This is a genomic window from Dysgonomonas sp. GY75 (assembly GCF_015234155.1).
GTDB classification, from domain to species: domain Bacteria; phylum Bacteroidota; class Bacteroidia; order Bacteroidales; family Dysgonomonadaceae; genus Dysgonomonas; species Dysgonomonas gadei.
Genome location: NZ_JADCLQ010000001.1, coordinates 103,947 through 129,628 on the forward strand (window position 1 = coordinate 103,947; position 25,682 = coordinate 129,628).

Sequence of the window (25,682 nt, forward strand, 5' to 3'; positions counted from 1 at the left end):
TAGCTGATAGCTATTAGCCGTTAGCTTAGGCTGTCGCACAAAAGACTTTAGGGTAAACATAAATACAGTTCTTTCAACTTTGTACTCATTACTTAAAACTTATTACTTGTTAAAAGGTTACAAAGGTTACACTATTTCACTCATTTGCTAATATGCTAATCTACAGATTTACGAATCAATTTTTCAAAGAGCTATAAGTTAATAGTTAAAGACTACCAGCTTATTATATAGATAAACTTTCTCAAAAAATTAAATTCCCTACGTTTAGATTAAATTATATCGTGTAAAATTTGCGAAATAAAAACAAAATTGTAATTTTACCGCTGGAAGAAAGGTGAGCGAGGCGTTGGATTATTATATTCCTCATCCCTACGGAAATACTTTTTACTTAACTTGTTTATTGAATTTACAAACAACCTTAGCAATTAATTTGCCCCAATAAAAGAAATATTATTTTTTGCAAAATTACAGAAGATTACTACAGTATTTATCCACGTAAGTAGCAATTATTATTATGATTAAATTTGAATTAAGTTGTTTGTATCATTAGAATGATTTTGATATAATTCATATATACAAAACCAATGCGGCAGAGACACAATCGGATATATTGGGCATTTATTACTCCGACGATGGTTTTTATTATAAAAAATATAGTTTCATGCTTTTGCTTGTGAAAGTGGATTTGTGAGATTCGACCATTGAAGTATAACCTCTAAAGCATTGGTTTTTTTATGTGCTTATAATACTCCTAAAAAAGTATCTCAAATAAAATATATTCAGGAATGAAAGATGGTTCTTTTTTATATTCATTCTAAATAATGCGCATAAAAGTTCTTTGTATCTAACAAAAAATACCCATCTTTGTACCTCTATTATTAAATGAAAGATTGTTGGTATGCTTTTATCAGACCTGAGGACAGGAGAGAAAGGTGTTATTGTACGCGTCAATGGTAGCGGGGCCTTTCGTAAGCGCATCATGGAGATGGGCTTCATCAAAGGAAAAACCATTAAAGTCATCCTGAATGCTCCCCTAAAAGATCCGATCAAATATAAAATTATGGATTATGAAGTTTCTCTTCGCCGTAGCGAAGCGGGACTTATTGAAGTAATTTATCCCGAAATAAATAAAAAACAAGAGTTTCTGAAGACGGAATCGTCTTTCAATGGCGATTTGTCTCATGAAGAATCTTCAATAGAAGAGTATTCTTCTAAAATTAAGAATAGCCCAAATAGCAAGAAAGTTATAACCGTGGCTTTAGTCGGTAATCCCAATGCCGGAAAAACATCCTTGTTCAATATTGCTTCAGGGGCACATGAGCATGTGGGTAATTATGGAGGAGTAACGGTCGATTCGAAGGAGGGACGATTTAAACATGGAGGTTATACATTTAAGATAGTCGATTTGCCCGGGACATATTCTTTGTCAGCTTATACTCCGGAAGAGCTTTTTGTGAGGCGCCATATTGTGGAAGATAAACCTGATGTTATCATTAATATTGTGGCTGCTTCCAACCTGGAAAGGAATTTATATCTGACAACTGAGTTGATAGACATGGAAGCTCCAGTGGTTATCGCATTGAATATGTATGATGAGCTGAAAGAGAGCGGAGGTGAATTTAACTACGGGAAATTATCCAAGATGATCGGTATTCCTATGGTTCCGACGGTGGCCAAAACCGGAATGGGGATAAACGATCTTTTTGATACGGTCATACGAATGTATGAAGATAAGGAGCCGATCGTGCGGCGGGTACATATATCTTATGGTAATATAGCAGAGAACTCAATAAGCAGACTTAATATAAAACTTGAAAAGGATAAATCTACCCAGCTTATTTTTCCCCGTCGTTATATTTCAATAAAATTGCTTGAAAAAGATAAAGACATTGAGTCTTATGTGTCTACTCTTTCGAATGGCAAGGATATACTGGCGACAAGGGATGCAGAAATAAAATATATTGAAGAAACACTAAAAGAAGATACAGAGTCGACTCTCACAAATGCCCGTTATGGTTTTATCGCCGGAGGGTTGAAAGAAACGTTGAAGGAAAAAACGAATGAGTCGGACCGTACACGTATTATTGACTCTATCGTTACAAATAAATATCTGGGATTCCCTATATTTTTCTTCTTCATGTGGGTGATGTTTGAATGTACTTTTCGTTTGGGCGGATATCCTATGGAGTGGATTGAGAATGGGGTTGCGGCATTCGGGGATTTTATCCGCGGAACTATGCCTGAGGGCATGCTCAAAGATTTGATTGTAGATGGTATTATAGGAGGAGTAGGGGGAGTAATCGTCTTTCTGCCTAATATATTAATATTGTATGCTTTCATCTCTTTTATGGAAGATTCGGGTTATATGGCCAGGGCTGCTTTTATAATGGATAAGGTGATGCATAAGATGGGATTGCATGGAAAATCTTTTATTCCTTTGGTTATGGGTTTTGGGTGTAATGTGCCGGCTATTCTGGCTACACGTACCATTGAGAGCCGCAATAGCCGTATGATAACAATGCTTATCAATCCGTTTATGTCTTGTAGTGCCCGGTTACCTGTCTATTTGCTTTTTGTCGGAGTATTTTTTAAGCCTTACGCAAGTTTTGTTCTTTTCGGGCTTTATTTTATAGGTATATTGATAGCTGTGATATCGGCGCGGCTATTTAAGAAATTCCTCTTTCCGAAAGAAGATACCCCATTTGTAATGGAATTGCCCCCATATCGAATGCCTACATTGCGTGCTGTATCTATACATATGTGGGATAAGTCGAGGCAATATCTGAGAAAAATGGGAGGCGTTATTTTGGTTGCATCCATTATTATTTGGTTTTTGGGGTATTTTCCCCGGGATAAAGAACGTGAATTGCAGTTTGATAATCAGATATCCAGAGTAGAGACACAGTTTGGTAACAATGAAATAGATGATAATCGAAAGACTGAATTGATAGAGGAGGTTGAAGACCAACGTAATATTGCACATCAGGAAGAGTCTTACATTGGTCGTATCGGGAAGACTATAGAGCCCGTGATGCGTCCTTTAGGTTTCGATTGGAAGATAAGTGTGAGTTTGCTTTCCGGTATGGCTGCTAAGGAGGTTGTCGTGAGTACTCTGGGTGTTTTATATACAGGAGACTCCGAGAATCAGGAATCACTGGAGACTCGCCTTGTGAGTGATACCCAGGCCGACGGTACTCCGACATTTACACCATTGGTTATTGTCAGTTTGTTACTTTTTGTACTGATTTACTTTCCATGTGTCGCTACTATAGCTGCAATAAAGGAAGAATCAGGATCATGGAAATGGGGTGTTTTCAGTATCATTTACACTACTTTACTGGCTTGGATAATATCATTTTTGGTCTATCAGATTGGAAATATGTTGTAGTTTTTACTTTTTTTATTTTAATTTGATGCTTAATGCCTATATTTTATTGATATAGTATCCAGGAAGTGTAAATATTAGTTTCTCTTTCATATTTATGAGAGAATACGAATGGAAAGTGTTAAAATGCACTTTTCATTCATCGTGAAGAAGCACATTTTCAGAGTGTACTTGTCGTCTTGTCTTTTTATTTCTTTCAAAATAACATATTTTTAACTAAAACATAACAATTGATCTCTGATTTTATATTTGATTGACTTTGAATGCTTTCATATTGTTATATTTTATATAAATTAATCCAAAATTTTTTTTTTCGTGAAAATTGTCTAAATTTGCATATCAAAAAGCAAACTGATGCTAAAAAGCCCAATATGGTATTAAATTGTTAAATTGATATAAGATTAGAAGGGTTGCTTTTATTTTGAATGACAAGTGTTTGTATGTAATTGGGTTTGTATGTTGTTTTAATTTTTAATAAAGTAGTGTTTGTATGAAGAAAAGAGTGATGTTAATTCTATCCTGCTTATTTCTAAGCATAGGATTTATCGTAGCACAAACAACAAAAATCTCCGGTACTGTTGTCGACAGTAACGCTGAGCCTGTTATCAGTGCTTCGGTAGTAGTGAAGGGGACTACTGTTGGTACCGTTACAGACGTAGACGGTAAGTTTTCCATAAATGTACCCGAAGGAAGAAATACTTTGGTGTTTACATTGGTGGGAATGAAAACTGTAGAACTGAGGATGTCTCAGGATATGAGGGTTGTAATGGAGAATGATGAGCATCTGTTGCAGGATGTTGTTGTTACAGCTTTAGGGGTTGCAAGAGATAAAAAAACGCTCGGATATTCAGTATCCTCAATCAAGGGTGATGATATTGCCAATTCGAGAGCACTAAATCCGATGTCTGCCCTTCAGGGTAAAGTTTCAGGGGTAGAGGTTTCTTCATCCGGAACTCCGGGAGGAACGCAAAACGTAACTATTCGTGGATTTAACTCTTTTGGAAATAACCAACCTCTATATGTGGTAGATGGTATTCCTCTTACCAATAAACAGAATCAGTCGGGAAGTATTTCCGGAGGTACAAATACGCTGAATAGCCAGGCTGATTTTGGTTCAGGTATTAATGCTCTGAATCCGAATGATATTGAGAGTATGACTGTCTTGAAGGGGTCTGCTGCATCGGCTTTGTATGGTTCTCGTGCTGCCCAAGGGGTTATCATGATTACTACTAAGTCGGGAAAAAATACTAACGGAAAGCTGAAAATAGAATATAATGGTGGTATAACCATTCAGCAGATCGGACGTTTACCGGACGAGCAACAGATGTTCGGTCAAGGTTGGAGCGGAGATCGTGCCTTGGATGAAAACGGAAGCTGGGGTGCCCGCTTCGATGGTAAAGACCGAGTTTGGGGTAATGTGGTGGACAATAGCCAGAAAATAAAACCTTATAATTATCTGAAAAACCGTATACGTGATTTCTATGATTTGGGCTTTGGGTACAACAATGCACTTTCATTGAGCGGTGGTACAGACAAGACCTTATATCATCTGTCGGTATCACATAACTATCTGGACGGGCCTATTCCGACCAATACCGATTCTTACAATCGCTTTACAGTTGCTTCTAACGCATCCCATAAAGCAAATAAGTTATTAATAAGTTCTTCTTTTAATGTCAGTGTAGAAAAGAATCGTGTATCGACAACGGGACAAGACCAATCAGTATATCGTTCATTAAATGAAATTGCGACAGATATTTCCATTGTCGACTTGAAAGACTACAATGATAAATTTAATAATTTGGACAATTATTTTACTCCATATGGTTTAAATCCATATTTTGTATTAAGTGCTAAGGAAGCATTGCAGAGGAAATATAAATTCTTTGGAAAAGTTCAACTAGACTATGATTTGCTAAGTAATCTCAAACTTACTTACCGATTTGGAGGTGACTATGAAACGTCTACTGCCGATATGCATTTCGATGCAGTTTCTTTTACTCCTGGTTCTTATAATCAAAAAGGTCCATCCAATGCGGGTAGTTACTCACAGGATAAAAGAGATTACCTGCAGGTTAACCATGACTATTTTGCTACATTCAATGAGCGATTTGGAGATTTTTCTTTGAATGCAATTGTTGGAGGAAATGCCAATGAACAGAAAATGACTCGTTTATATGGATCGATTTCTTCAATTGATATCCCTGGTTTTTATCATTTATCCAATACGCTTACCCCGGCCGTTGCCGAACAAACTAGTGACCGTTACCGGATAGTGGGCGCTTATGTTAATGCAGATTTAGGATATCAGGATTACCTCTATCTTACGCTTACTGCGCGTAACGACTGGTCTTCAGCATTGCCTAAAAAGAATAACTCTTTCTTTTATCCGGCAGCTATGTTGAGTTTCATTGTTTCTGATTATATGAAACTGAAAAATATTAATACTGGCCCGCTTGATTATGCAAAAGTAAGATTATCCTACGGACGGACAGGTAAAGACACAACTCCTTATTTCGTCTACGACCGCTTTGTTGTTGGATCAGTACTTAATCCGGGTTTCCCGAATGTTGACGATCTATCATTCCCGTTAGGAGGTATCAATGGTTATACAATCTCCAATACGTTAGAAAATCAGAATTTGAAACCTGAGTTGACCGATGAATTTGAAGTTGGGTTTGAAAGTTCTTTTCTCGATCAGCGTATCGGTCTTGAATTTTCATACTATAATAAACTGACAAAAGGATTGATTGCTACAATGCCAATAGACCCAACAGCTGGTTATACAGCCCAAAGGGCTAATTTAGGGGATGTACGCAATAGTGGAATAGAATTATCTCTTTCTTTAGTTCCTGTAAAAACCCGGGATTTCCAATGGGATATCACATACAATTTTACTAAAAACAATAATAAAGTGGAAACTTTAGGTGTTCCTGAAGTTTATTTGGGTGGATACGGAGGAATAGGTATTTACGCTGTTGAAGGCAAGCCGCTCGGTCAGTTTAAAACCCAAAAGGCTTTGACTGTGAATATTGATGGTGTGGACCATACCGTGGTCGATGGAGCCGGGAATCCTCAGCCAACCCCTAATGAAGTTTTCTTGGATAAAGATATTAACGAAAAATACCGGATGGGATTGACCAATACCTTTACATATAAAGGTATTTCATTGTCGGCAACATTAGATCTTCGCTATGGAGGATATATTTACTCCTATTCCAAGGACTATCTGGGCTGGGTAGGTAGTGGCCCTGAAACGGCATATAATGATCGAAACCCATTTCTTATACCAAATTCGGTTGTGCAAAATGGTACGGATACTAACGGTAATCCTGTGTATGTTGAAAATACGACTCCCGTCGATCCAACATCTTTAAATACATTTTATAGCAATGGTGGATTTGAATATTCGGATAATAATGTTATCGACCGTTCATACTTGAAACTTCGTAATGTAAGTCTGGCTTATCAACTACCGAAAAAAATCTGTGAAAAACTTAGGGTTTCTTCTTTAAGGGTATCAGCTACAGCGTCCAATATACTGCTGTGGACTCCGAAAGATAATATGTATATTGATCCGGAAGTAACAACCTGGGGTAACGACATTTCTTCCAAATTCGGGGAGTTTGCATCCACACCTCCGTATCAATCCTATGTGTTTGGAGTACAACTGTCATTTTAAAAGCGATTAAACAGTAAAGATTATGAAAAGAAAATTATTAATTATATTATCCGCTATCTTCTTATTGTTCACAACCGGATGTAGCGATTGGTTAGATATTAATCATGATCCAAACGCATTAGCAGAAGTGCCGGATCCAAAAGTATTACTGCCGGCTGTAGAAATGGGTGTTGCCAACAACCTCATGGGCTGGGATTTCGGATTTGGTGGAGCTTATTGGGTAGAATACTGGGCTCAGTCTTATACGGCATCTCAATTTAAATCATTAAGTGAATACCTGCCGCAGGAATTCAATACAGCTTATCAGTCTCTGACAAGTCAGCCAATGCTTGATTTGGAATATATTAAGGCCAATACGAAAGACAGCGGAAATAACGGATATTACTTCGTTGCAGAAGCTTTATCTATTTTTACTTGGCAAATCATTACCGATGTATGGGGTGATATGCCTTATTTCGAAGCATTAAAGGCTAAAGAAGGTGTTTATCATCCCAAGCAGGACAAGCAGGAAGATATATATGCTGATTTATTAAAGAGGATAGATGATCTTTTGGCAATTGATTTAACCGGATCTTCCATTGACGGAACTTACGATTACATATATAAAGGTGATATGGCAGAATGGCATAAATTTGCCTGTGCGCTGAAACTGAAATTGATGATACGTCTATCTGAAACTTCTCAATATGATAATGCTAAAACATTGAACTATATTAAGAGTACGGATATGTTAACGTTGAGCGCTAAAATCTCCGGCAAAATATGGAACGATGATATGGAAGGTAAACGCCATCCTATGCGCGAATTTCAACAGGGGGAGGCTAACTATATTTCAACAAATGTAATTGCTTGTAAATCATTTTTTGATTATTTGGTCGTAAATGACGATCCTCGTTTGGCTAAGCTGTTCTCTGGTACAAAAGCTGCATTTTTCGGTGATTTCAACTCGAAAGAAGACTCTGATGGAAACGGCACTACAGACGATAAAGAAGCATATGCTACTGTTGTTTTACCTGAGGATATGGATTTGATGTTGATGACGGATTGGGAGGTGAATTTTTACATTGCTGAAGTGTATGCCCGTGCAGGGGATGCTAAAGCTAAGGATTATTATGAAGCCGGAGTGAAAGCATCGTTGAATCAGCACGTTATTGTTGATGCGAACAAAAATCCCGATTATTCTATTTTGGAAACTGGCTATGCTAAATGGACCGGTGGTAATGCAGAGACCCAGATAAAACAAATTGCCATGCAGAAGTGGGTGGCTAATTGTAACTATCAACATATAGAAGCATTTTTGGAACGTAACCGCACTAAATATCCTTCAGTAAACGAAATTGATATCGCTGCCGACAGGAAGAAGGCGTGGATCAATTTTCCTGTAGGCGACCTGACAATATCGGTTAGAGGAAGAGCCTTGTTGGGCGGTAATTTGCCGGCTTCTCCTTTATATCCTTCATCTTATAGGGACAGAAATAATAATGCACCTTCACAGAAGCCAAATGTTGGAGAGAAGGTATGGTGGAATCAAAAACAAGGTAAGTAATTGCAAAAATTGAAGAATATGAAAATATTATATAAATATAGTCTGATAATCGCCTCTCTATTTTTTCTTTTATCCTGCGATAAAGACACAGAAGATATTTCTAGAATCACCTATTATTGTGAGTTAGATCTCAAAGGCGGCACTGTAGAATTTGTATCGTTGGGAGGTACATACACCGAACAGGGATGGATTGCTTCTGAAAATGATGAAGATATTACAGATAAAGTAGCTGTCTCAGGTACGGTAAATCCGCAAGTAGCAGGTCTTTATCGTTTGGTCTATTCGGTAAATAACTCGGATGGATATCCAACATCGGTAGAGCGTAAGGTAATCGTTTATGATACAACACCTTCTGTTATAGAAACGGGCTTCTATCATGTAGATGCTTCAAGCAGTCGTAGTGGGCTTGGGGGAGCGGCAGGATCACCTGCTACAGAATTTAAAACAGAGCCGCCTATAACAATTTATCAGACAGCGCCTGGGAAATTTTATATATCAGATTTGTTTGGCGGCTACTATAGCATTGGACGCGGTTATGGTGCAGCATATGATATATCCGGTATTGTTGCATTTGATGGTACCAATTTTTCTTTAGTAAGCAGTAATGTGACACCTTGGAAGGATAAGCATACAGCCGTAAGAGGAACTTATAATGCAGAAGCAAAAACATTGGAGCTTCAGGTTGACTATTCATCCTTTACTTTTCACCTGAACATAGTTCAAAATCAATAATAAGGTATAAATAATATGAGAAATTTAGGATATATAATAAGTGCTTTCATTTGCATGGCTTTAACATCGTGCTTGGAAGAAAAAGATAACTGGTATACAGAAACTGCAGCGTTGGACGGTCGCTATGTTGTAGCAACAAAATGTGCAGAATATTCTTCTGATGATACTCCTATCGAAGATGGGCTAGAGGCTATGATCTATAATTCAGCAGCTAATGTAAAAGATGAAATTTGGATTGATGCTAAAGTTGCAGGTACAGCAGTCAAAGGTAAGTTCAAAATAACTGGAGATGCTTCAGGCTTTAAAGGAGTAGATGCAGAAGTTAAAAACGTAAGAGACCTGACGTCTTATATATATGTAGATGGTAGTGTATATGATCCCGCGACATATACAAAACCGACTGCAGTTGGTCAGTTAATTGGTGGTATTCAATTATATACCCGTATAACGCTGGTAGAGGGAAAAGTTACTCCCAAAAGTGCTACAACTATCGGAGGTAATATATCAGATGGTGTTTATATTAAAACTATAATGCATCATGATTATGTGCAATTTATAGGAGTTCTGGTGCCTGAGAAGGATTGGAAGGTTCCCGGTGTGCCTGAATTCGTGTGGGAATTAAAAGATGGAAGTAATACACCAGCTGATAGCGATGGTTGGGATGAGACATGGACTCTCGAGGGTTATCGTTATACAGGATATCCTGAAGATGCAGCTCATTAATTCATTGTTATAGAGAGATTATTGTATTTTATTGCAAAATCATAAATATTTAAGCAGTAGTAAGGTATACCTTGCTACTGTTTTACGTTTATATGTTTTTATTTCTTTTAACCCTCTATTAACGCCAATACCCAGATTTCTTATATACCTTTGAACACAGAAAAGGAGGATATATAAGATATGTTTCAAGAAATAATAGTTGGTATAATTGGATTTTGCGTAGCTGTATTGATAATCTATAAAGTATACGGCTTTTTCTTTTCAAAAAATGAACAAAAAGGAAGTTGCGGATGTTCAAATTGTGGATGCAGTACAAAGCAGAAGTCAGTTAAATATTGATATATTATTTGCGTATCCGGATTATTCTATCTATTTTTGATATAGAAAATAAAACAAAGCTTAGTCTAAGTCGTGTTGGTCGATTGGGAAGCTCATCAATTAATAAAATATCCGAGACAAGCTTTTGATTCTAATGGCGGGCCACACCTCCGGGTTGCTTAGCACGGTGGATTACAAAGGGATCGAAGCGCTCAAATCCTGTTTTACGGAGTTTCGGCTATATCCACCAATACGACTTTTATATACAATGGGAGTTATCCGAAAAGGGTAATTCCCATTGATTTTATTATTAATTACCCTCTTAAATAGTAGAAAATATTTACTGGTATATTCCCAATCATATGCCTGGTATTGGACGTTATATCCACCAAAATAGTGGGAGAGTCTATATTTTATTCACATTTTCTTTATGTTATATTTTCTTTTATTCTACCTATTAATTGTATATTTGTAGCCAGATAATGTTGATTGTTGTTATTTAGAAAAGATAAATATGAACACTTTAGAAAAACTGACAGCTGAGAAGCTTCTTAGTATCAGAGCCATCAAACTACAGCCATCCAATCCATTTACATGGGCTTCGGGCTGGAAATCACCGATCTATTGTGATAATCGAAAATTGATATCGTATCCCAGAATACGTACATTTATAAAAATCGAACTTAGCCGTTTGATTATAGAAAACTTTCCGGAGGTAGATGCGATTGCAGGAGTGGCTACAGGTGCTATTGCTCCCGGAGCATTAGTCGCCGATGCATTAGGATTGCCTTTTGTATATATTCGTTCAACACCGAAAGATCATGGATTAGAAAATCTGATAGAAGGTGAATTGAAGCCCGGAAGTAAAGTTGTTGTTGTAGAAGATCTTGTATCTACTGGCTCCAGTAGCTTGAAGGCCGTGGAAGCTATCCGTCGCGACAGCTCGGATGTTATCGGTATGGTTGCTAACTTCACTTATGGTTTCCCTATTGCTACAGAGAAGTTTAATGCTGCAGGTGTTCAGCTATTGACATTGACCAACTATGATGCCGTTTTAGACGAAGCTTTGAGAATAGACTATATTGCCGAATCTGATCTTGAAACTTTGCAGGAATGGAGAAAGGCTCCCGCCGATTGGAAATAAACTGGTAAAAATTGCATGACAGAATTTGTTAGTGAGATAAAGACGATCCCGCATTCTGATGCGGATGTCTATACAGTGCTTTCCGATCTGAACAATCTGGAATTAGCCAAAAATATAATACCTCAGGATAAAGTCAAAGATTTTACTTTCGATACCGATTCATGTACTGTATCTGTCGATCCTGTAGGTAAGATCAGATTTGTAGTGGTAGAGCGTGAACCTAATAAGACTATTAAGTTTCAGGCCGAGCAATTACCTTTTGGTGTGACTATGTGGATACAATTAGTATCAATCAATAGCGCTGAAACTAAAATGAAGCTAACCATAAAAGCAGATTTGAATCCATTTTTGAAACCAATGGTTAGTAAACCATTGCAGGCAGGATTGGACAAAGTGGCCGAAGGTTTGGCCGGACTACCCTACAACGATATATTGAATAAAGGAACAATAGAATAAAGAATGAAACTTTGGGAAAAGAGTGTTCAGGTAAATAAAGATGTAGAGTCTTATACAGTAGGGCATGACAGGGAGTTGGATATATATCTTGCTCCATATGATGTACTTGGGTCTATGGCTCATATCACAATGCTTGAGTCTATCGGGTTGCTTACCAAAGATGAACTATCGGTTCTTCTTAAGGAACTGAAAGAAATTTATAGCATAGCAGTTGCCGGTAAGTTTGAGATAGAGGATGGAATAGAGGATGTACATTCGCAAGTGGAATTGATGCTCACCAGAAGATTGGGAGATATAGGCAAAAAGATACATAGCGGACGTTCCCGCAACGATCAGGTACTAGTAGACTTGAAGCTCTTTACCCGGGATCAGATTCATACACTTGTTGACTCTGTTACAGCCCTGATTGATGTTCTCCTTATCCAAAGCGAAAAATATAAGGATATCCTGATGCCGGGATATACTCATTTGCAGATTGCGATGCCGTCGTCATTCGGATTATGGTTTGGAGCCTATGCCGAAAGTCTGGTAGATGACCTGCAATTGCTTCTGGCGGCATATAAAATATGTAACCGGAATCCTTTGGGTTCAGCCGCCGGATATGGTTCGTCATTTCCACTAAACAGGCAAATGACCACAGACTTGTTAGGTTTTGATTCTATGGACTACAATGTGGTTTATGCTCAAATGGGGCGGGGCAAGATGGAGCGTATAGTGTCATTTGCCATAGCAAGTATAGCAGGCACATTATCGAAGCTGTCATATGATGCATGTTTGTATAATAGCCAGAACTTTGGATTTATTAAATTAGCTGATGAATATACAACAGGCTCGAGCATTATGCCACATAAGAAGAACCCCGATGTATTTGAGCTGACACGTGCTAAATGCAACAAGCTGCAGGCATTACCTAATGATATAACTTTGATAATAAATAATCTTCCTTCAGGATATTTCCGCGATTTGCAGATTATCAAAGAACTATTCATTCCATCATTTGAGGAAATGAATGATTGTTTGCATATGGTGGCACGTATGATGAATGAGGTGAAGATAAATGAAGATATACTTGATGATCCTAAATATCTTCTCATATTCAGTGTAGAAGAGGTGAATAGATTGGTGTTGGAGGGCGTTCCTTTCCGAGATGCGTATAAACAGGTAGGTTTAGATATCGAAAAAGGAAACTTCAGCCATAATAAGAAAGTGAACCATACACACGAAGGCAGTATAGGTAATTTATACAACGACCATATAGACTTATTGAAGCAACAAGTCATTGGTCAGTTCAATTTCAAAAAAGTGGTGTCAGCCGAGCAGGCATTACTCGACTCCATTAATTAACCCCGATATTATAAGAAAGAAGTTCTCTTGATATGGAAGATTCAGAAATAATACTAGCTAGTCTGTCCGGAGAGGATAAACCCGGTGTGACAGCAGCTCTAACTGCCGTATTGGCAAAACATAACGCGAATATTCTTGATATAGGTCAAGCCAATATACATCATTCGTTGTCGTTGGCGATTATGTTTGAAGCAAAAAATGCGGGAGAGGTAATCAAAGATCTCCTTTTTAAAGCAACAGAAGTAGGTGTTATTATCCGCTTTTCTCCTATTAGCAAAGAAGAGTATATGCGCTGGGTATGCATGCAAGGTACAAAGAATCGCTATATTGTAACCATGCTAGGGCGTACACTTAGCCCCAGCCAGATATCGGCTGTAGCGCAAATAAGTCAGAAGTACAAACTCAATATAGAAAAGATAATACGACTAACAGGACGTGTTCCGCTGGAGACAGAAGAACGCCCCAGCCGTGCATGCATAGAACTGGCAATACGGGGTACCGTAGATGATGTTCAGCAGTTGAAGCATGACTTTATGAAACTTGCCGATGATCAGGGCATCGATATCGCATTTCAGGTAGAAAGCATGTATCGCCGTATGCGCCGTCTGGTTTGTTTCGATATGGACTCTACTCTGATTCAGACAGAAGTGATAGACGAACTGGCTGAACGTGCAGGAGTAGGAGAGGAGGTGAAAGCCATTACCGAATCGGCTATGCGTGGTGAGATCGACTTTTCCGAAAGCTTCAAGAAAAGAGTGAGCCTTCTCAAAGGACTGGATGAGTCCGTGATGAAAGATATTGCCGAGAATCTACCTATAACAGAAGGGATGACCCGCCTTATCCGCATATTGAAAAAGAGTGGCTGTAAGCTGGCTATTCTTTCCGGAGGATTTACCTATTTTGGCAACTATTTGAAAGAGAAATACGGGTTCGATTATGTGTATGCCAATGAGCTTGAGATAGAAGATGGTAAACTTACCGGAAACTATGTAGGCGATATTGTCGATGGCAAACGTAAAGCTGAGCTACTGCGTTTATTGGCCCAGGTAGAGAAAGTAGATATGCGCCAGACTGTAGCAGTCGGAGACGGAGCCAATGATCTACCTATGCTTGGTATTGCCGGACTGGGCATTGCTTTCCATGCTAAGCCTAAAGTAAAGGCGAATGCTAAGCAATCATTATCCACTGTTGGATTGGATGGTATCCTTTACTTCCTTGGATACAGGGATTCGATGCTTGTAGGCGAAGAGTGAATAATAATATAAGCGAAATCTTCATTATACTTTCAAAGCATCCTGATAAACCCGTTTATGTTTTGCCTGAAATAACTTTCGTACCTTAGTAAGCATTGTTTGATAGGCTTAGAACCGAAATTGTGTAAAAGACTGTAAGCCAATATTTCAAAGAACGTTTCCGATATTAAGTTATATAGTAGAACGGGCTTTTTAGCTACACCCGTTCTCATCCTTTTATAATTGGATTTATTTATACATCTTCTCTCTCAAAGCCTTTATTTCATCAGACGTGATATAATCGTCATAGTCCATGATTTTATCGATAGTGCCGTTCGGAGTAAGTTCTATCACCCTGTTACAAACCGTTTGTATGAATTCATGGTCATGCGAAGACATCAGTACATTACCTTTGAATTGTATAAGTGTATTATTAAATGCTTGTATAGATTCCAAATCCAGATGATTTGTCGGTGAATCCAGTACAAGGCAATTTGCGCTTTTCATCATCATACGGGCAATCATACAACGCATCTTTTCTCCTCCCGACAACACTTTGGTATTCTTCAGTACTTCTTCACCGGAGAATAACATTCTGCCTAAGAAGCCCTTTATGTAAATCTCACTGGTATCGTCAGAGAACTGGGCAAGCCAGTCGATAAGGTTCAGGTCATCTTTAAAATAATCGCTGTTATCCAGTGGCAGGTAGGCCGGAGTTATAGTCTGTCCCCAGCTGAATGTCCCTGTGTCAGGTTGTACATATTCGTTTATTATTTCGAAGAAAGCGGTCATGGCACGCGGATCTTTTGACAGGAAAATAACCTTATCTTCTTTCTCTATATTGAAACTTACATTATCAAACAGTTTCTTGCCTTCGATAGACTTGCTTAGCCCGTTTACTTCCAGTATCTTATTTCCCGGCTCACGGTCCGGGCTAAAGATAATACCCGGATATTTACGGGACGATGGCTTAATTTCTTCGATATTCAGCTTTTCAATCATTTTCTTACGGCTGGTAGTCTGTTTGGACTTCGCTACATTGGCACTGAAACGGCGGATAAATTCTTCGAGTTCCTTTTTCTTTTCTTCCGCTTTCTTGTTTTGCTGTTGTTGTTGGCGTAGCGCCAGCTGGCTCGATTCGTACCAGAAGCTGTAGTTACCGGCAAACATGGTTACCTTGCCAAAGTCGATATCTACAGTATGAGTACATACCGAGTCAAGGAAGTGACGGTCGTGCGATACGATCAGAATTGTATTTTCTGCATTCGCAAGATAATTTTCCAGCCACATCACAGTTTCTATATCGAGGTCGTTAGTAGGCTCGTCGAGCAATAGATTATCAGGGTTACCGAAAAGGGCACGGGCAAGTAGGATTCTCACTTTCTGCTTACCGCTTATATCTCCCATTATCTGATAATGCAGTTCTTCCGGAATTCCAAGTCCGCTAAGCAGCATAGCAGCATCGCTTTCAGCATTCCAGCCTTCCAGTTCCGCAAATTTCTCCTCCAGTTCCGAGGCTTTGATACCGTCAGCATCTGTAAAATCTTCTTTAGCATACAATGCATCTTTTTCTTTCATTATATCCCAAAGTACTGTATGCCCTTGTAATACGGTATCCATCACCGACTGGCTGTCAAATGCAAAGTGATCCTGCGCCAATACAGAAAGCCGTTCACCTGGCCCCAGGGCAAAAGTTCCGCTGGTTGCATCTTTTTCTCCACTCAGAATTTTCAGGAAAGTGGATTTCCCTGCGCCATTGGCTCCTATTATGCCATAGCAATTACCGCTTGTAAACTTCAGATTCACATCTTGAAATAATACACGTTTACCAAACTGAATACCTAAATTTGAAACTGTTATCATCTTTTCTTTCTTTGTATACTTTATATATAGATAAATCAGTTATGAAATCATAACCGAAAACCGGGCGCAAAGGTACAACTTTTTAGCCTGATTTTATAATAGATAGCTGTTAATAGTGGGTTAAATCACATCGTATACTAAAAATAAAGTTTATATAAAACTTCCTGTTTTAGCATTAGTCGTTCGGATGGGATCGGAGTCTGTATCTACAATGCTTTTATAACAACAGACTTCCTTATCTCAGGCGTTACACTGAATACCCTGTTTTGCATTCCATCCCAAGCTTCTACAGTAATCCTGTTGTCCGATTTGCTATTCACATACTTCTCGAAATCGTACAGATAAGAAAATTGAGCAAGGTATTGGGTTTTGTTCAGTTCCTTAGCTATTTCGGGATAGTATCCTACATTCCAGAGCATACATTCTGTATATCCTCCTGCATTGGTAAACCGGGTAGCCTGATCGCGGAATACCATTGTTTCGGCAATAAAGCGTTTATAGGCTTCCGACAGACTTTCTTTAGTATGCTCAAATTTCCTGTTGTTAATCTTTTTTATGACATATCCGGGACGTATCCCTGCCTGGTAAGCAGGAGAATCCATATCTACGTCTTTTACAGTAACCAGATCATCCGCATCGAAGTACATTCCTGTATAATTATACCTGTTAAAATCCACTTTGTATCGTGCCTCTGTTTTCGGTGCCGAATATGGAAATTGCTTTAGCATAAGCGGAGTGTGTAGCCTGACATATTCCTCCAGTGTATATTTCGAAGATAGATAATCTTTTATATTGCAATCCCATATCTGTGTCAGTTTTGATGGGTTAATATATTTGCGGTCGTAGAAGCTGAATCCATATTCCACTATGTATTGGGCAGCTTTGTCAACATTAGGTTCGTTAGTATCGAATATAGGTAATAATACCATTTGTTGCTTGTCTACATCGAACCGCCATGTTCCCGGTGCATAATTCGGGTTATTCAATCCTGTGAATTTTGTATTCGGCTCATAATTATAATAAGCCTGCACCACTATGTCAGGGTCGGATGTATCCCGGACAAGGCCTTTCGCTTCCAGATCTTTTGCCAACAGGGCAGTTATCTGGTTATCGATAGCAGGTACGGGTTTGCCGTCTTTATAGAAATCGTAGGTATGATAATCGTAGAAGTCGACATCTTTATCGGGTTGCACATACAATGGGAGGGTGAATATTCGTTCGCTGGTGTTTTCGAGACTGTAAAACGAAAAGATTTTAGATAATTCCATTTCACTTACCGAATTTGTAGCGATGCATTTACGTGAGAGAGTGTACTCTTTGAAGTATGCGTTCATATTCCGTATGGTAAATGTAACAGTTGGGGCATACATATCTTCGAACAGCCAATTGGCTATCGTCTGATTATCGCGGAGATAAGTAGCCTTTCCGTTTATTTCCATTATGATGTCATCTATCTTTATACCTGCTCTCTCAGCCGGAGAGTTAGGTTCTACCTCTGTGATAATCAACTCGCCGTATCCCCAGTTTTTATTTTCGCTTACATCGAAAGTAAACCCGAAATAGCAGTTTTTATCGTATACCTGCGATTTTGTATAATGAATGAATATTGTAAAAAGTAACAGTGTAAAAAGTAATCTTTTCATTTTAGGTATAAGAATTGAAAATTTTTTAAGACGCAAATATATGATTTTTTTGTGAATATTCTCATTTATAACTCTATGAGGTTAGGATAAACCGATGAAAATTGGTGCTATTTCAGATAGCAGCCAACAGTTAACAGTCATCAGTTAACAGTTAACAACTTGTATCTCGTATCTTGTCTACTCGTATCTCATATAACTTTCAACTTATTACTCAATACTTACTACTTATTAAAAGGTAACAAAGGTAACACTTTTTCCACTTTTCTCATCTGTTACATATTTCATTTTCTACGTCTCTTTTTCCTTTTATTCTGTTGGCTTACAGCCTTTCGATTATTATTGGCAATCAGTTTCCGCTTTATTTCCTGACGGGCTGCAAAGGCATTATCCATTCGCTCAAAATATTCATTCATTTCCGCTTCATCACTTTCGCTGCTATCTTCATCATCATTCTCTGCTATGGCCTGTTCCATATTATCGTCCACCTCCGGTATCTCAGATGGCGCAAGGGCGGATTCAACCTCCGGCTCCTCGTTTTTTTCGAATATTCCAATTCTACTGTTTTCCACACCTTTCCATGAACCGGCTTGCTCCTCCCTTTGGGGAAGGCGGGAAAGACTTCGCTTATCCTGTCTGTCCAACAGCAACTTTATGGTACGCAGATCGGGCAGGCAATTCTTCCGTTTTATCGTTTTCGATTGTAAGGATACTCCCTCCGGATTACCGGGATCAGGCAGGTAAATTTCTTTTTCTTCAATCATGATATAGCCGTCGAGCCGTTTTTTCAGGGACGAATACAACATCTGGCGTGTTCTTTCCTCCCGATGATTCTCGGCTTTGGATATTTCCCGCACCAGTTCGGGCTTGGTGTCTTTCCACGTGTAAAATGTTTTACGGCTGATACCCATTACCCTGCATATTTCAGCCACCGAACAAAAATCATCTTCTATCAATGATACGATTTTTTCTACTGATTCTTCATTATACTTTGCCATAAGGTTTTTATGGTATAGATAAATGATTTTGGATTTAATGATGATTTGAAATATAAAATCGTTCGTTTTCTCTAACGCGCCTGCCGTCTTGTATTTGGCTCCGCCGATTTGGCTAACGCCGATTTTCAATTCCGCTTCGCTCCAATTCATTTTGCCTTGATGCAAAACGAAACAAAAAATCAAGGCTGCATCCCCCGGCGACCCAAAGCCGCAGCTTCGGTGGGTCAAAATAATACGGAGTCATCTTTAGCCGAATTATCAGCAGGGTATAGCAGCTACCGTATTTTATCCTACACCTCTGCTTTACGGATTGGGTACCCCGCCTGCGGGACGAGGCCGGAATCGCGATGCGACGACAGGACAAAGGTTCTTCAGGCGTTAGCCCCACGTGCGTCAGCCCTCGCGCATTAGTGACGCAGGCGGGGCACCCACACGGTGCAGACGGCGTAGAAAGGGACTGGGCGATAGCCCGTTTGTCACTTTCAGCCGGCAAATCGGTTGTGGGTCGCTGAGGATCGAAGCGCTAGCTTTTTGCTTACTTTTGGGCAATGCCAAAAGTAAGGACAAGCCCGGAAGGGCGCGGCAGTAATGAGATAAGGTTGCAAGTTGTAAACAGGGATAGGCGTTATGTGTAAAAAAACGAACGTTTTAAGTAGCGAGAGCATAATCAAAATAAATTTTGCTTCTGCCGAGTCACGAATTAACAATATAGGAGTGTAGACGACTCAAAAATAACCAATGTAATTGAACCATACTTATTTACAAAGCCGTAAAAAATCCTCTATAATACTTTCATCTGCACCCAGTTCTTTAGCCTTAAGAAAATCTTCCCGGGCTAAACGTTTCTCATATTGAGCCAACCTTAGTTGTCCCCTCAGAATATAGATAGGCGCGCCATCATAGCCAAGTTCCAACGCTTTCTTTATGTCGTTCTCTGTACTGGCCAGTTTATTAAGTCTCAAATAGCATTCGGCACGGTTATAATACAGATCGGCATTCGATTTATGTTTATAAATCAGGTCGGCATACATTTCTTCAGCTTCTTTCCATTCCGATCTGCGTTTTTTTATAGCTGCTATCCCCATTTTGCCATTCAGATTTTCGGGGTATAATTCTATAATTTTTTCAAAATCTTCTTCTGCCGCGAAAAGATTTCTATTGCTGATATAAATCAATCCTCTACGATACAATGCTTCTAAATCTTTCGGATCGGTTGCAAGTATTGTGTTGTAGTCTTTCAGTGCATCGTCGAACTTGTTCATCTCACAATAAAGTGCAGCCCTGTTGTGCCTGATGAAAGGTGCATCAGGATATTTCTCTATAGCGACATTATATGAGATCAGAGCCTCATCGAGCTCTCCCAGATTACGTTGTATAGTTCCCAGATTTACCATTAGCATGGGGTTATTAGGATTGGTCGGTTCTTTTCGCAAAGCGGCCTTCATTGCCTGTTCCGCAGCTGCATAATCATTCTGCTCTACATAGTCCATTGCACGACTCACCATATCTTCGTATGTCTGAGCTGTCAGATTGAGCGTAAGACCAATAATAAATAAGGGCAGGAGTATCTTTTTCATCAACAGATATTCATTTAGTTATTCATCAACAAATGTACGTCTTATAAACTAACTTTGTTAAAACATATTGCCTAAAAAGAATTAAAAGAAGCGGTGAGGCAGTTATACTTTCTTTTACTCATTTGCAGGAAAGCATCAGAATGGATACCCCACTGCGATATGCCAGGCAGTATTCTTCCTGATTTTGAAAGGTTCCGAGATTGGCCATCTCTTTGTTTTAGGATCACCGGATGGGTCGTATGCCTTCCAACCGCAATCGAGACGAATCAGGACATAATCGAAGTCGAAGCGAAGTCCAAGCCCCCATGCAACAGCTATTTCTTTGTAAAACCTATCCACTTTAAAGACTCCTCCTTCTTGTTTCTCATACTCCTTTACCGTCCATATATTCCCGGCATCTACAAAGGCTCCCAACTCCAGTACCCAGAAGAGTTTACTACGATATTCCAGACTGGCATCGAAACGAATATCTCCCGAATGGTAATAAAAGTTGTCTTTCTCGTTTCCGGTTTCCGATGGCTTAAAATAGTACGAACCCGGCCCCAGTTCTCTGATCGACCATCCTCTTACACTGTTGGCACCGCCGGAGAAGAACCGTTTCTGTATAGGTATCTGTTCACTGTTTCCATACGGATAGGCGATACCTCCTCCCACATGCCATGCAAAAGAATTCTTCTCATCCACCTGATATGTTTTACTATAATCAACTGTGCCTTTGACATACTGGGCAAAATTAGTTCCAAATACCTGTTTGGAGCCCATTTCGTTAGGCTTTGCATTGGCAATAGCTGCCGCAAGGGCCAGCGCATTACCCGCCGTCTCTATGGATGCACGCAATGAATAGACAGGCTGGTTTCGTCTGGTAGGACTGGCTACATTTGAGCGGGAAAATGTATACCCCATACTCATAATAAAATGGTCATTGAAGCTATATTGCTGCGCTGCTGCAGACAGCTCATTGTAAAATGTAGTATCTAATGAACTTTTAGGCAAATGCACATAACTGATATCTATCAGATCAAATACATGCCTGTTCAAGGATAATCGCCTATCTTGCCATATATATTTTACTCCTCCCGACAAAACAGTGCGAGTGAAAAAATTCGGTCTCCGCTGAAAGGTATAACTCGTATTGAATTGTGTAGAAGCGTGTATACTACGCCGGAAATCACGCTTAAGAAACGGGAACATAAAACGGGGAAATGTAAGAGAAGTTTCTCCTCCGATCTCAAAATAATTTTTATAAAAACTGGAAAAATTAGGTGTAATAGCTTCATAAGAACCTCGCAAACGGGCACTAAATAACTCCGAACCTTTAAATGCGTTCCGGTGCAGATAACCCACTCCTGCGCCCAGACCGAAGAATCCCCCTGAATTGGTACCTTCTATCTCTGCCGAGATCCCTTGCTTTTTATCCGGTACACATGTGATTATACAACGTAAGTCCGTAGAATCATTTTCCCAGGCAATATTCACATTTTTAAGAATTTTCAGCTGCGATAAAGCACTGTATGTCATCGTTGTCAGGGTTTCATTATACAAGCTTCCCGGTGTAATATAGCAATTATTAAGGATCGCGTTAGGCTTGATATATTCCCCTCTGGGCCCGTATTTTATTTTATATCCACCTCTTTCATATACCGTTGTCTCCTTATATTGGGACAGATTCCCATCCTCCAGAGGATTATAATCAACATAGAATTCTACTGCTTTTACCCTGTATTGACGATGTGGCACAGGATTAGTCTGGTTACCGCCATTTCCTCCCTGAACAAAAGGATATATAGTAAGATCCAATTCTACATTGTTTATACCCATTGTAGTATCAGCTTCGAAACCTATATATTCCTTATTAAAGGCAAAATAACCTGCTCTCCTGAAAATGGAAGAGATACGATCCCTTTCCTGATCAAGCATATCGAGATCGAAAATCGAATTTTTCTTTACCAGGGTATTTCTTCTCAGTATAGAATCTATACCCAGAGGAGGCCGTATCATACCATCCTTATTCTCATTTTTACGTGATGGAGGCGTTATCAGTAGCGGGTTGGATATGATACTGTCATTGACATCTATTCTATAATCACTGATTCGGTAAGGTTCTCCGGCTTTTATATCATATGTTATCTTCGCCTTCTTTTTATCCAAATCGATAATTGGTGCTACTTCGGCATTCAAATACCCTTTGTTCGTCATTATCCTCTCCAGATTATTCACGGTCAGATGTACCATCGAACTATCATAAAGCACCGGCGGGTCACCCGCATGTATTAATGTGCGGCTTATCCATTTGGTGGTATCCGTCCCGGCAAGATTGTATATAAAAAGGGGTAATTTAAAGATGGAAAAAGTCTTATAGTTCGGCTTCTGCTTTATATACGTCTCCATTTCGTAGGTTGGTATAACCTTCTTATCGCTCTTTACGGTAGCGCTCTCCAGCAAATATTCTCCGTCAGGAACAAATTTCGTGGAACTACAGGATTGAATAAAAATGGCGCAAAAACTAATTACAAGCGCAAAAACTATTATTTTATACCTCATTGGCAACCTAACAAATATAAGTAAAAGACTGTATTCAAAGCAACGTAATCTAGCCGTAATCAACTATTACTGTTGTAGATACAATAGTAATAAACAGGTCTGTGACCTTAGCATTTATCAAATGAACGACAAATTTAGGGTTTTAATTGTTTCTTTTTGTAGTTTTGTTGCAAGAAACTGTTTAATTTAAGAAAAAGAGTCGGATATGAAGGCGTATCATTCAACTATTTGGGTGACTGATATAAAAACATATTGTATCAATTGCTTCAGTCGGCAGTCTATGAATTACATGTAAACAAATGAGTCTAAGCAAAAATAAATTAAAATATATCCGTTCGCTGAAAGAGAAAAAATTCAGGTCTGAATATGGAACTTTCATCGCAGAAGGTAATAAACTGGTGAGCGATTTACTCCCCTATATGAGGTGTCAGCTACTGGTCGCACTACCCGGCTTCTTATCTGAATTGAATATTACAGACATTGAAGAAGTTATAGAAGTGAATGAAAGCCAGCTCGCACAAGCCAGTTTTCTCCAAAATCCGCAACAGGTGCTTGCCGTTTTCTATCAACCTAAACATCCGGAAGCTATTGATATTAATAATCAGCTCGTACTTGCTCTCGATGGCATACAAGACCCCGGTAACCTGGGAACGATAGTCCGTTTGGCCGACTGGTACGGAATAAAACATATATTTTGCACACACGATACTGCCGATATTTACAATCCGAAAGTAGTGCAGGCCACAATGGGAGCACTCGCACGGGTTACTATCCATTATGTCGATTTAGCCCGGTTTCTGGATAATAATAAACATATCCCGGTTTACGGAACGCTATTGGACGGTAAAAATATGTATGAACAGGATATTACCTCTCACGGCATTATTGTAATGGGAAATGAAGGTAATGGTATCCGCCCCGATATAGAGAAGCGGATCACAAAGAAACTTTACATACCCAATTATCCTGAAGGAAATACAACTTCCGAGTCGCTGAATGTAGCGATAGCGACAGCCATAGTATGTGCAGAGTTCAGGAGGAGAAGTAAATAAGAGTTGAATCATTAAATAATAAAAATAATTTAGTTATTTATATTTATAATTTACTTTTTATTTATAATATTACAACCTTATTCTTGCGCACAAATTGACACTAAACAAAACTATTATTACATGAAAACTAGCAAATTACACAAACTACCCCTGTTTATTAGCCTTGTTCTCTTATTTTACAGTTGTGGAATCAACAAACTATCATTGGATGGTATAAGCAATACGTATCAAGGAACTGTTTTTCTCTCAAACGGGGAGAAAAAGACAGGTTATATTACGATGCCCCAGCCATCAAGTAAATCAGTACTGTTCAAAGGACAGGATAATACCTCCGAACTCTCTATCAATGCTACGGATGTAGACAAAATAGTGTTTGAATATGCCGGCAACCACCAAGTTGTAAGGTATATGCCGATAAAAAAAGTGTTTGGAAGGACAAGCACTATATGGGTATTACAGGTCGCAGAGGGCCGGTATGCTTCGGCTTATATCGGCGCTGAGCGTTATAGCCTCAATCCGGACGGTACTGTTAAGCTGGAAGGAACACGACAAGTGATAAACACCGGGACAAGCAGAGCTATCATACAACCAAGCTTTCCTGTATATATGCTCAAAGAAGGAGGTAAAGCCTTAGTAAACGTTGCTCTGAAAGAAGGTATCAACTTCGAAGGCTCAGCTTTCAGGAGTGGAGTATCACATTATTTGTTCGATGATCCTACGCTTTGCGAACACATGCGCCAGGAAAAGTGGGATTTTGACAATATAGGTACTATTATAACGAATTACGATCCGCATAGAGGTAATAATGAATTGGTTATAGATGGGAAGGTTATAGAGCCGAAAAAAAGAAGCCTACTGACAAATGACTTTGATGGTGAGATGTTTTTTTCCCTTGAAGCGGCATTCCCGACAGACGACCTGTATGGCCCTCAGTTCGGTTTGGGAATCAGGACTTCCAAGTACAAATTTCTTACTTACGGTGCCGATCTCGGTTTTGCCTCCGCGAAATATATCGATCAGGTAAAATGGCTTGAAAATCATCCGGTAATCACGGGTAAACCGGAAACTCCTGCTACAGATACCGATTTTTCCAAAAGTACCTTATTCCGAGTCAATGCTTTTGCAGGCGGGCAGTTACCTTTCTGTTTCGGTAAAATATATGTGATACCTGCTGCTCATATCGTTCTTGGAGGTATGGTCGGGAGCGGATACAATACGCTTTACTATGGACCGATGGGAACGTTGGATCTGGGTTTCAGACTCAAACGCGGCGATATCTTTTTTATCGGAGCAGGTTATCGCCATAATATATCATTAATAAGTGATAAGGAGTCTTCTTCGGTAACAGGATTCGATGCTTATGAACCGTATGGAAATCTGTTGGTACGTATTGGCTATAAGTTCTAAATATAAGAAGTAACGGTGCAAAAAAGCACCAACCATTTTTTA

At 39.1% G+C, this 25,682-nt stretch carries 16 protein-coding genes; 11 read left to right on the forward strand and 5 right to left on the reverse strand.

The genetic code is table 11. The features are described 5' to 3' along the window. Positions 1 to 898 precede the first annotated feature (898 nt). From feoB to serB, 9 genes are all read left to right on the forward strand, one after another. Complete coding sequence (gene feoB, locus IR083_RS00565) at positions 899 to 3,388, forward strand: ferrous iron transport protein B (RefSeq protein WP_006800479.1); 2,490 nt, start codon at positions 899 to 901, stop codon at positions 3,386 to 3,388. Positions 3,389 to 3,875: 487 nt separating this feature from the next. Continuing rightward, positions 3,876 to 7,067: a SusC/RagA family TonB-linked outer membrane protein gene (locus IR083_RS00570; RefSeq protein WP_006800478.1), complete on the forward strand. Its 3,192-nt coding sequence runs from the start codon at positions 3,876 to 3,878 to the stop codon at positions 7,065 to 7,067. 22 nt (positions 7,068 to 7,089) lie between these two features. Beyond that, positions 7,090 to 8,613, forward strand: coding sequence for a SusD/RagB family nutrient-binding outer membrane lipoprotein (locus tag IR083_RS00575; protein WP_006800477.1), 1,524 nt, complete (start codon positions 7,090 to 7,092; stop codon positions 8,611 to 8,613). 18 nt (positions 8,614 to 8,631) lie between these two features. After that, positions 8,632 to 9,345 (forward strand): BT_2262 family domain-containing protein, encoded by a 714-nt coding sequence (locus tag IR083_RS00580; protein WP_006800476.1) that lies wholly within the window; start codon positions 8,632 to 8,634, stop codon positions 9,343 to 9,345. A 15-nt stretch (positions 9,346 to 9,360) separates the two neighbouring features. Next, entirely contained in the window at positions 9,361 to 10,068 is a 708-nt protein-coding gene (locus IR083_RS00585; protein ID WP_006800475.1) for a lipid-binding protein, read from the forward strand. Between the two features lie 832 nt (positions 10,069 to 10,900). Next, positions 10,901 to 11,530: an orotate phosphoribosyltransferase gene (gene pyrE, locus IR083_RS00590; RefSeq protein ID WP_006800474.1), complete on the forward strand. Its 630-nt coding sequence runs from the start codon at positions 10,901 to 10,903 to the stop codon at positions 11,528 to 11,530. Between the two features lie 15 nt (positions 11,531 to 11,545). Continuing rightward, the gene (locus tag IR083_RS00595) at positions 11,546 to 11,986 is read left to right on the forward strand and encodes a hypothetical protein (RefSeq protein ID WP_006800473.1); all 441 of its coding nucleotides are present in this window, start codon (positions 11,546 to 11,548) and stop codon (positions 11,984 to 11,986) included. Between the two features lie 3 nt (positions 11,987 to 11,989). Then, positions 11,990 to 13,330 (forward strand): argininosuccinate lyase, encoded by a 1,341-nt coding sequence (gene argH, locus IR083_RS00600; RefSeq protein ID WP_194222829.1) that lies wholly within the window; start codon positions 11,990 to 11,992, stop codon positions 13,328 to 13,330. 32 nt (positions 13,331 to 13,362) lie between these two features. Beyond that, positions 13,363 to 14,583, forward strand: a complete 1,221-nt coding sequence (serB, locus tag IR083_RS00605) for a phosphoserine phosphatase SerB (protein WP_006800471.1) — start codon at positions 13,363 to 13,365, stop codon at positions 14,581 to 14,583. Positions 14,584 to 14,811: 228 nt separating this feature from the next. On the opposite strand, the gene IR083_RS00610 is transcribed toward serB, so the two are convergent. The 5 genes from IR083_RS00610 to IR083_RS00630 form a co-directional block, all read right to left on the reverse strand. Next, the gene (locus IR083_RS00610; protein WP_194222830.1) at positions 14,812 to 16,425 is read right to left on the reverse strand and encodes an ABC-F family ATP-binding cassette domain-containing protein; all 1,614 of its coding nucleotides are present in this window, start codon (positions 16,423 to 16,425) and stop codon (positions 14,812 to 14,814) included. Positions 16,426 to 16,631: 206 nt separating this feature from the next. Continuing rightward, positions 16,632 to 18,068, reverse strand: coding sequence for a PDZ domain-containing protein (locus IR083_RS00615; RefSeq protein WP_194222831.1), 1,437 nt, complete (start codon positions 18,066 to 18,068; stop codon positions 16,632 to 16,634). 281 nt (positions 18,069 to 18,349) lie between these two features. After that, positions 18,350 to 19,213: a phBC6A51 family helix-turn-helix protein gene (locus IR083_RS00620; RefSeq protein ID WP_242052318.1), complete on the reverse strand. Its 864-nt coding sequence runs from the start codon at positions 19,211 to 19,213 to the stop codon at positions 18,350 to 18,352. A gap of 605 nt (positions 19,214 to 19,818) precedes the next feature. After that, positions 19,819 to 20,640, reverse strand: coding sequence for a tetratricopeptide repeat protein (locus tag IR083_RS00625; RefSeq protein WP_006800467.1), 822 nt, complete (start codon positions 20,638 to 20,640; stop codon positions 19,819 to 19,821). A gap of 135 nt (positions 20,641 to 20,775) precedes the next feature. Beyond that, positions 20,776 to 23,181, reverse strand: a complete 2,406-nt coding sequence (locus IR083_RS00630; RefSeq protein WP_194222832.1) for a BamA/TamA family outer membrane protein — start codon at positions 23,179 to 23,181, stop codon at positions 20,776 to 20,778. Between the two features lie 299 nt (positions 23,182 to 23,480). Here IR083_RS00630 and IR083_RS00635 point away from each other — a divergent pair, with 299 nt between their 5' ends. Both IR083_RS00635 and IR083_RS00640 read left to right on the forward strand, forming a co-directional pair. After that, complete coding sequence (locus IR083_RS00635) at positions 23,481 to 24,233, forward strand: RNA methyltransferase (protein ID WP_194222833.1); 753 nt, start codon at positions 23,481 to 23,483, stop codon at positions 24,231 to 24,233. A 120-nt stretch (positions 24,234 to 24,353) separates the two neighbouring features. Next, positions 24,354 to 25,640, forward strand: a complete 1,287-nt coding sequence (locus tag IR083_RS00640; protein ID WP_194222834.1) for a hypothetical protein — start codon at positions 24,354 to 24,356, stop codon at positions 25,638 to 25,640. Positions 25,641 to 25,682 lie beyond the last annotated feature (42 nt).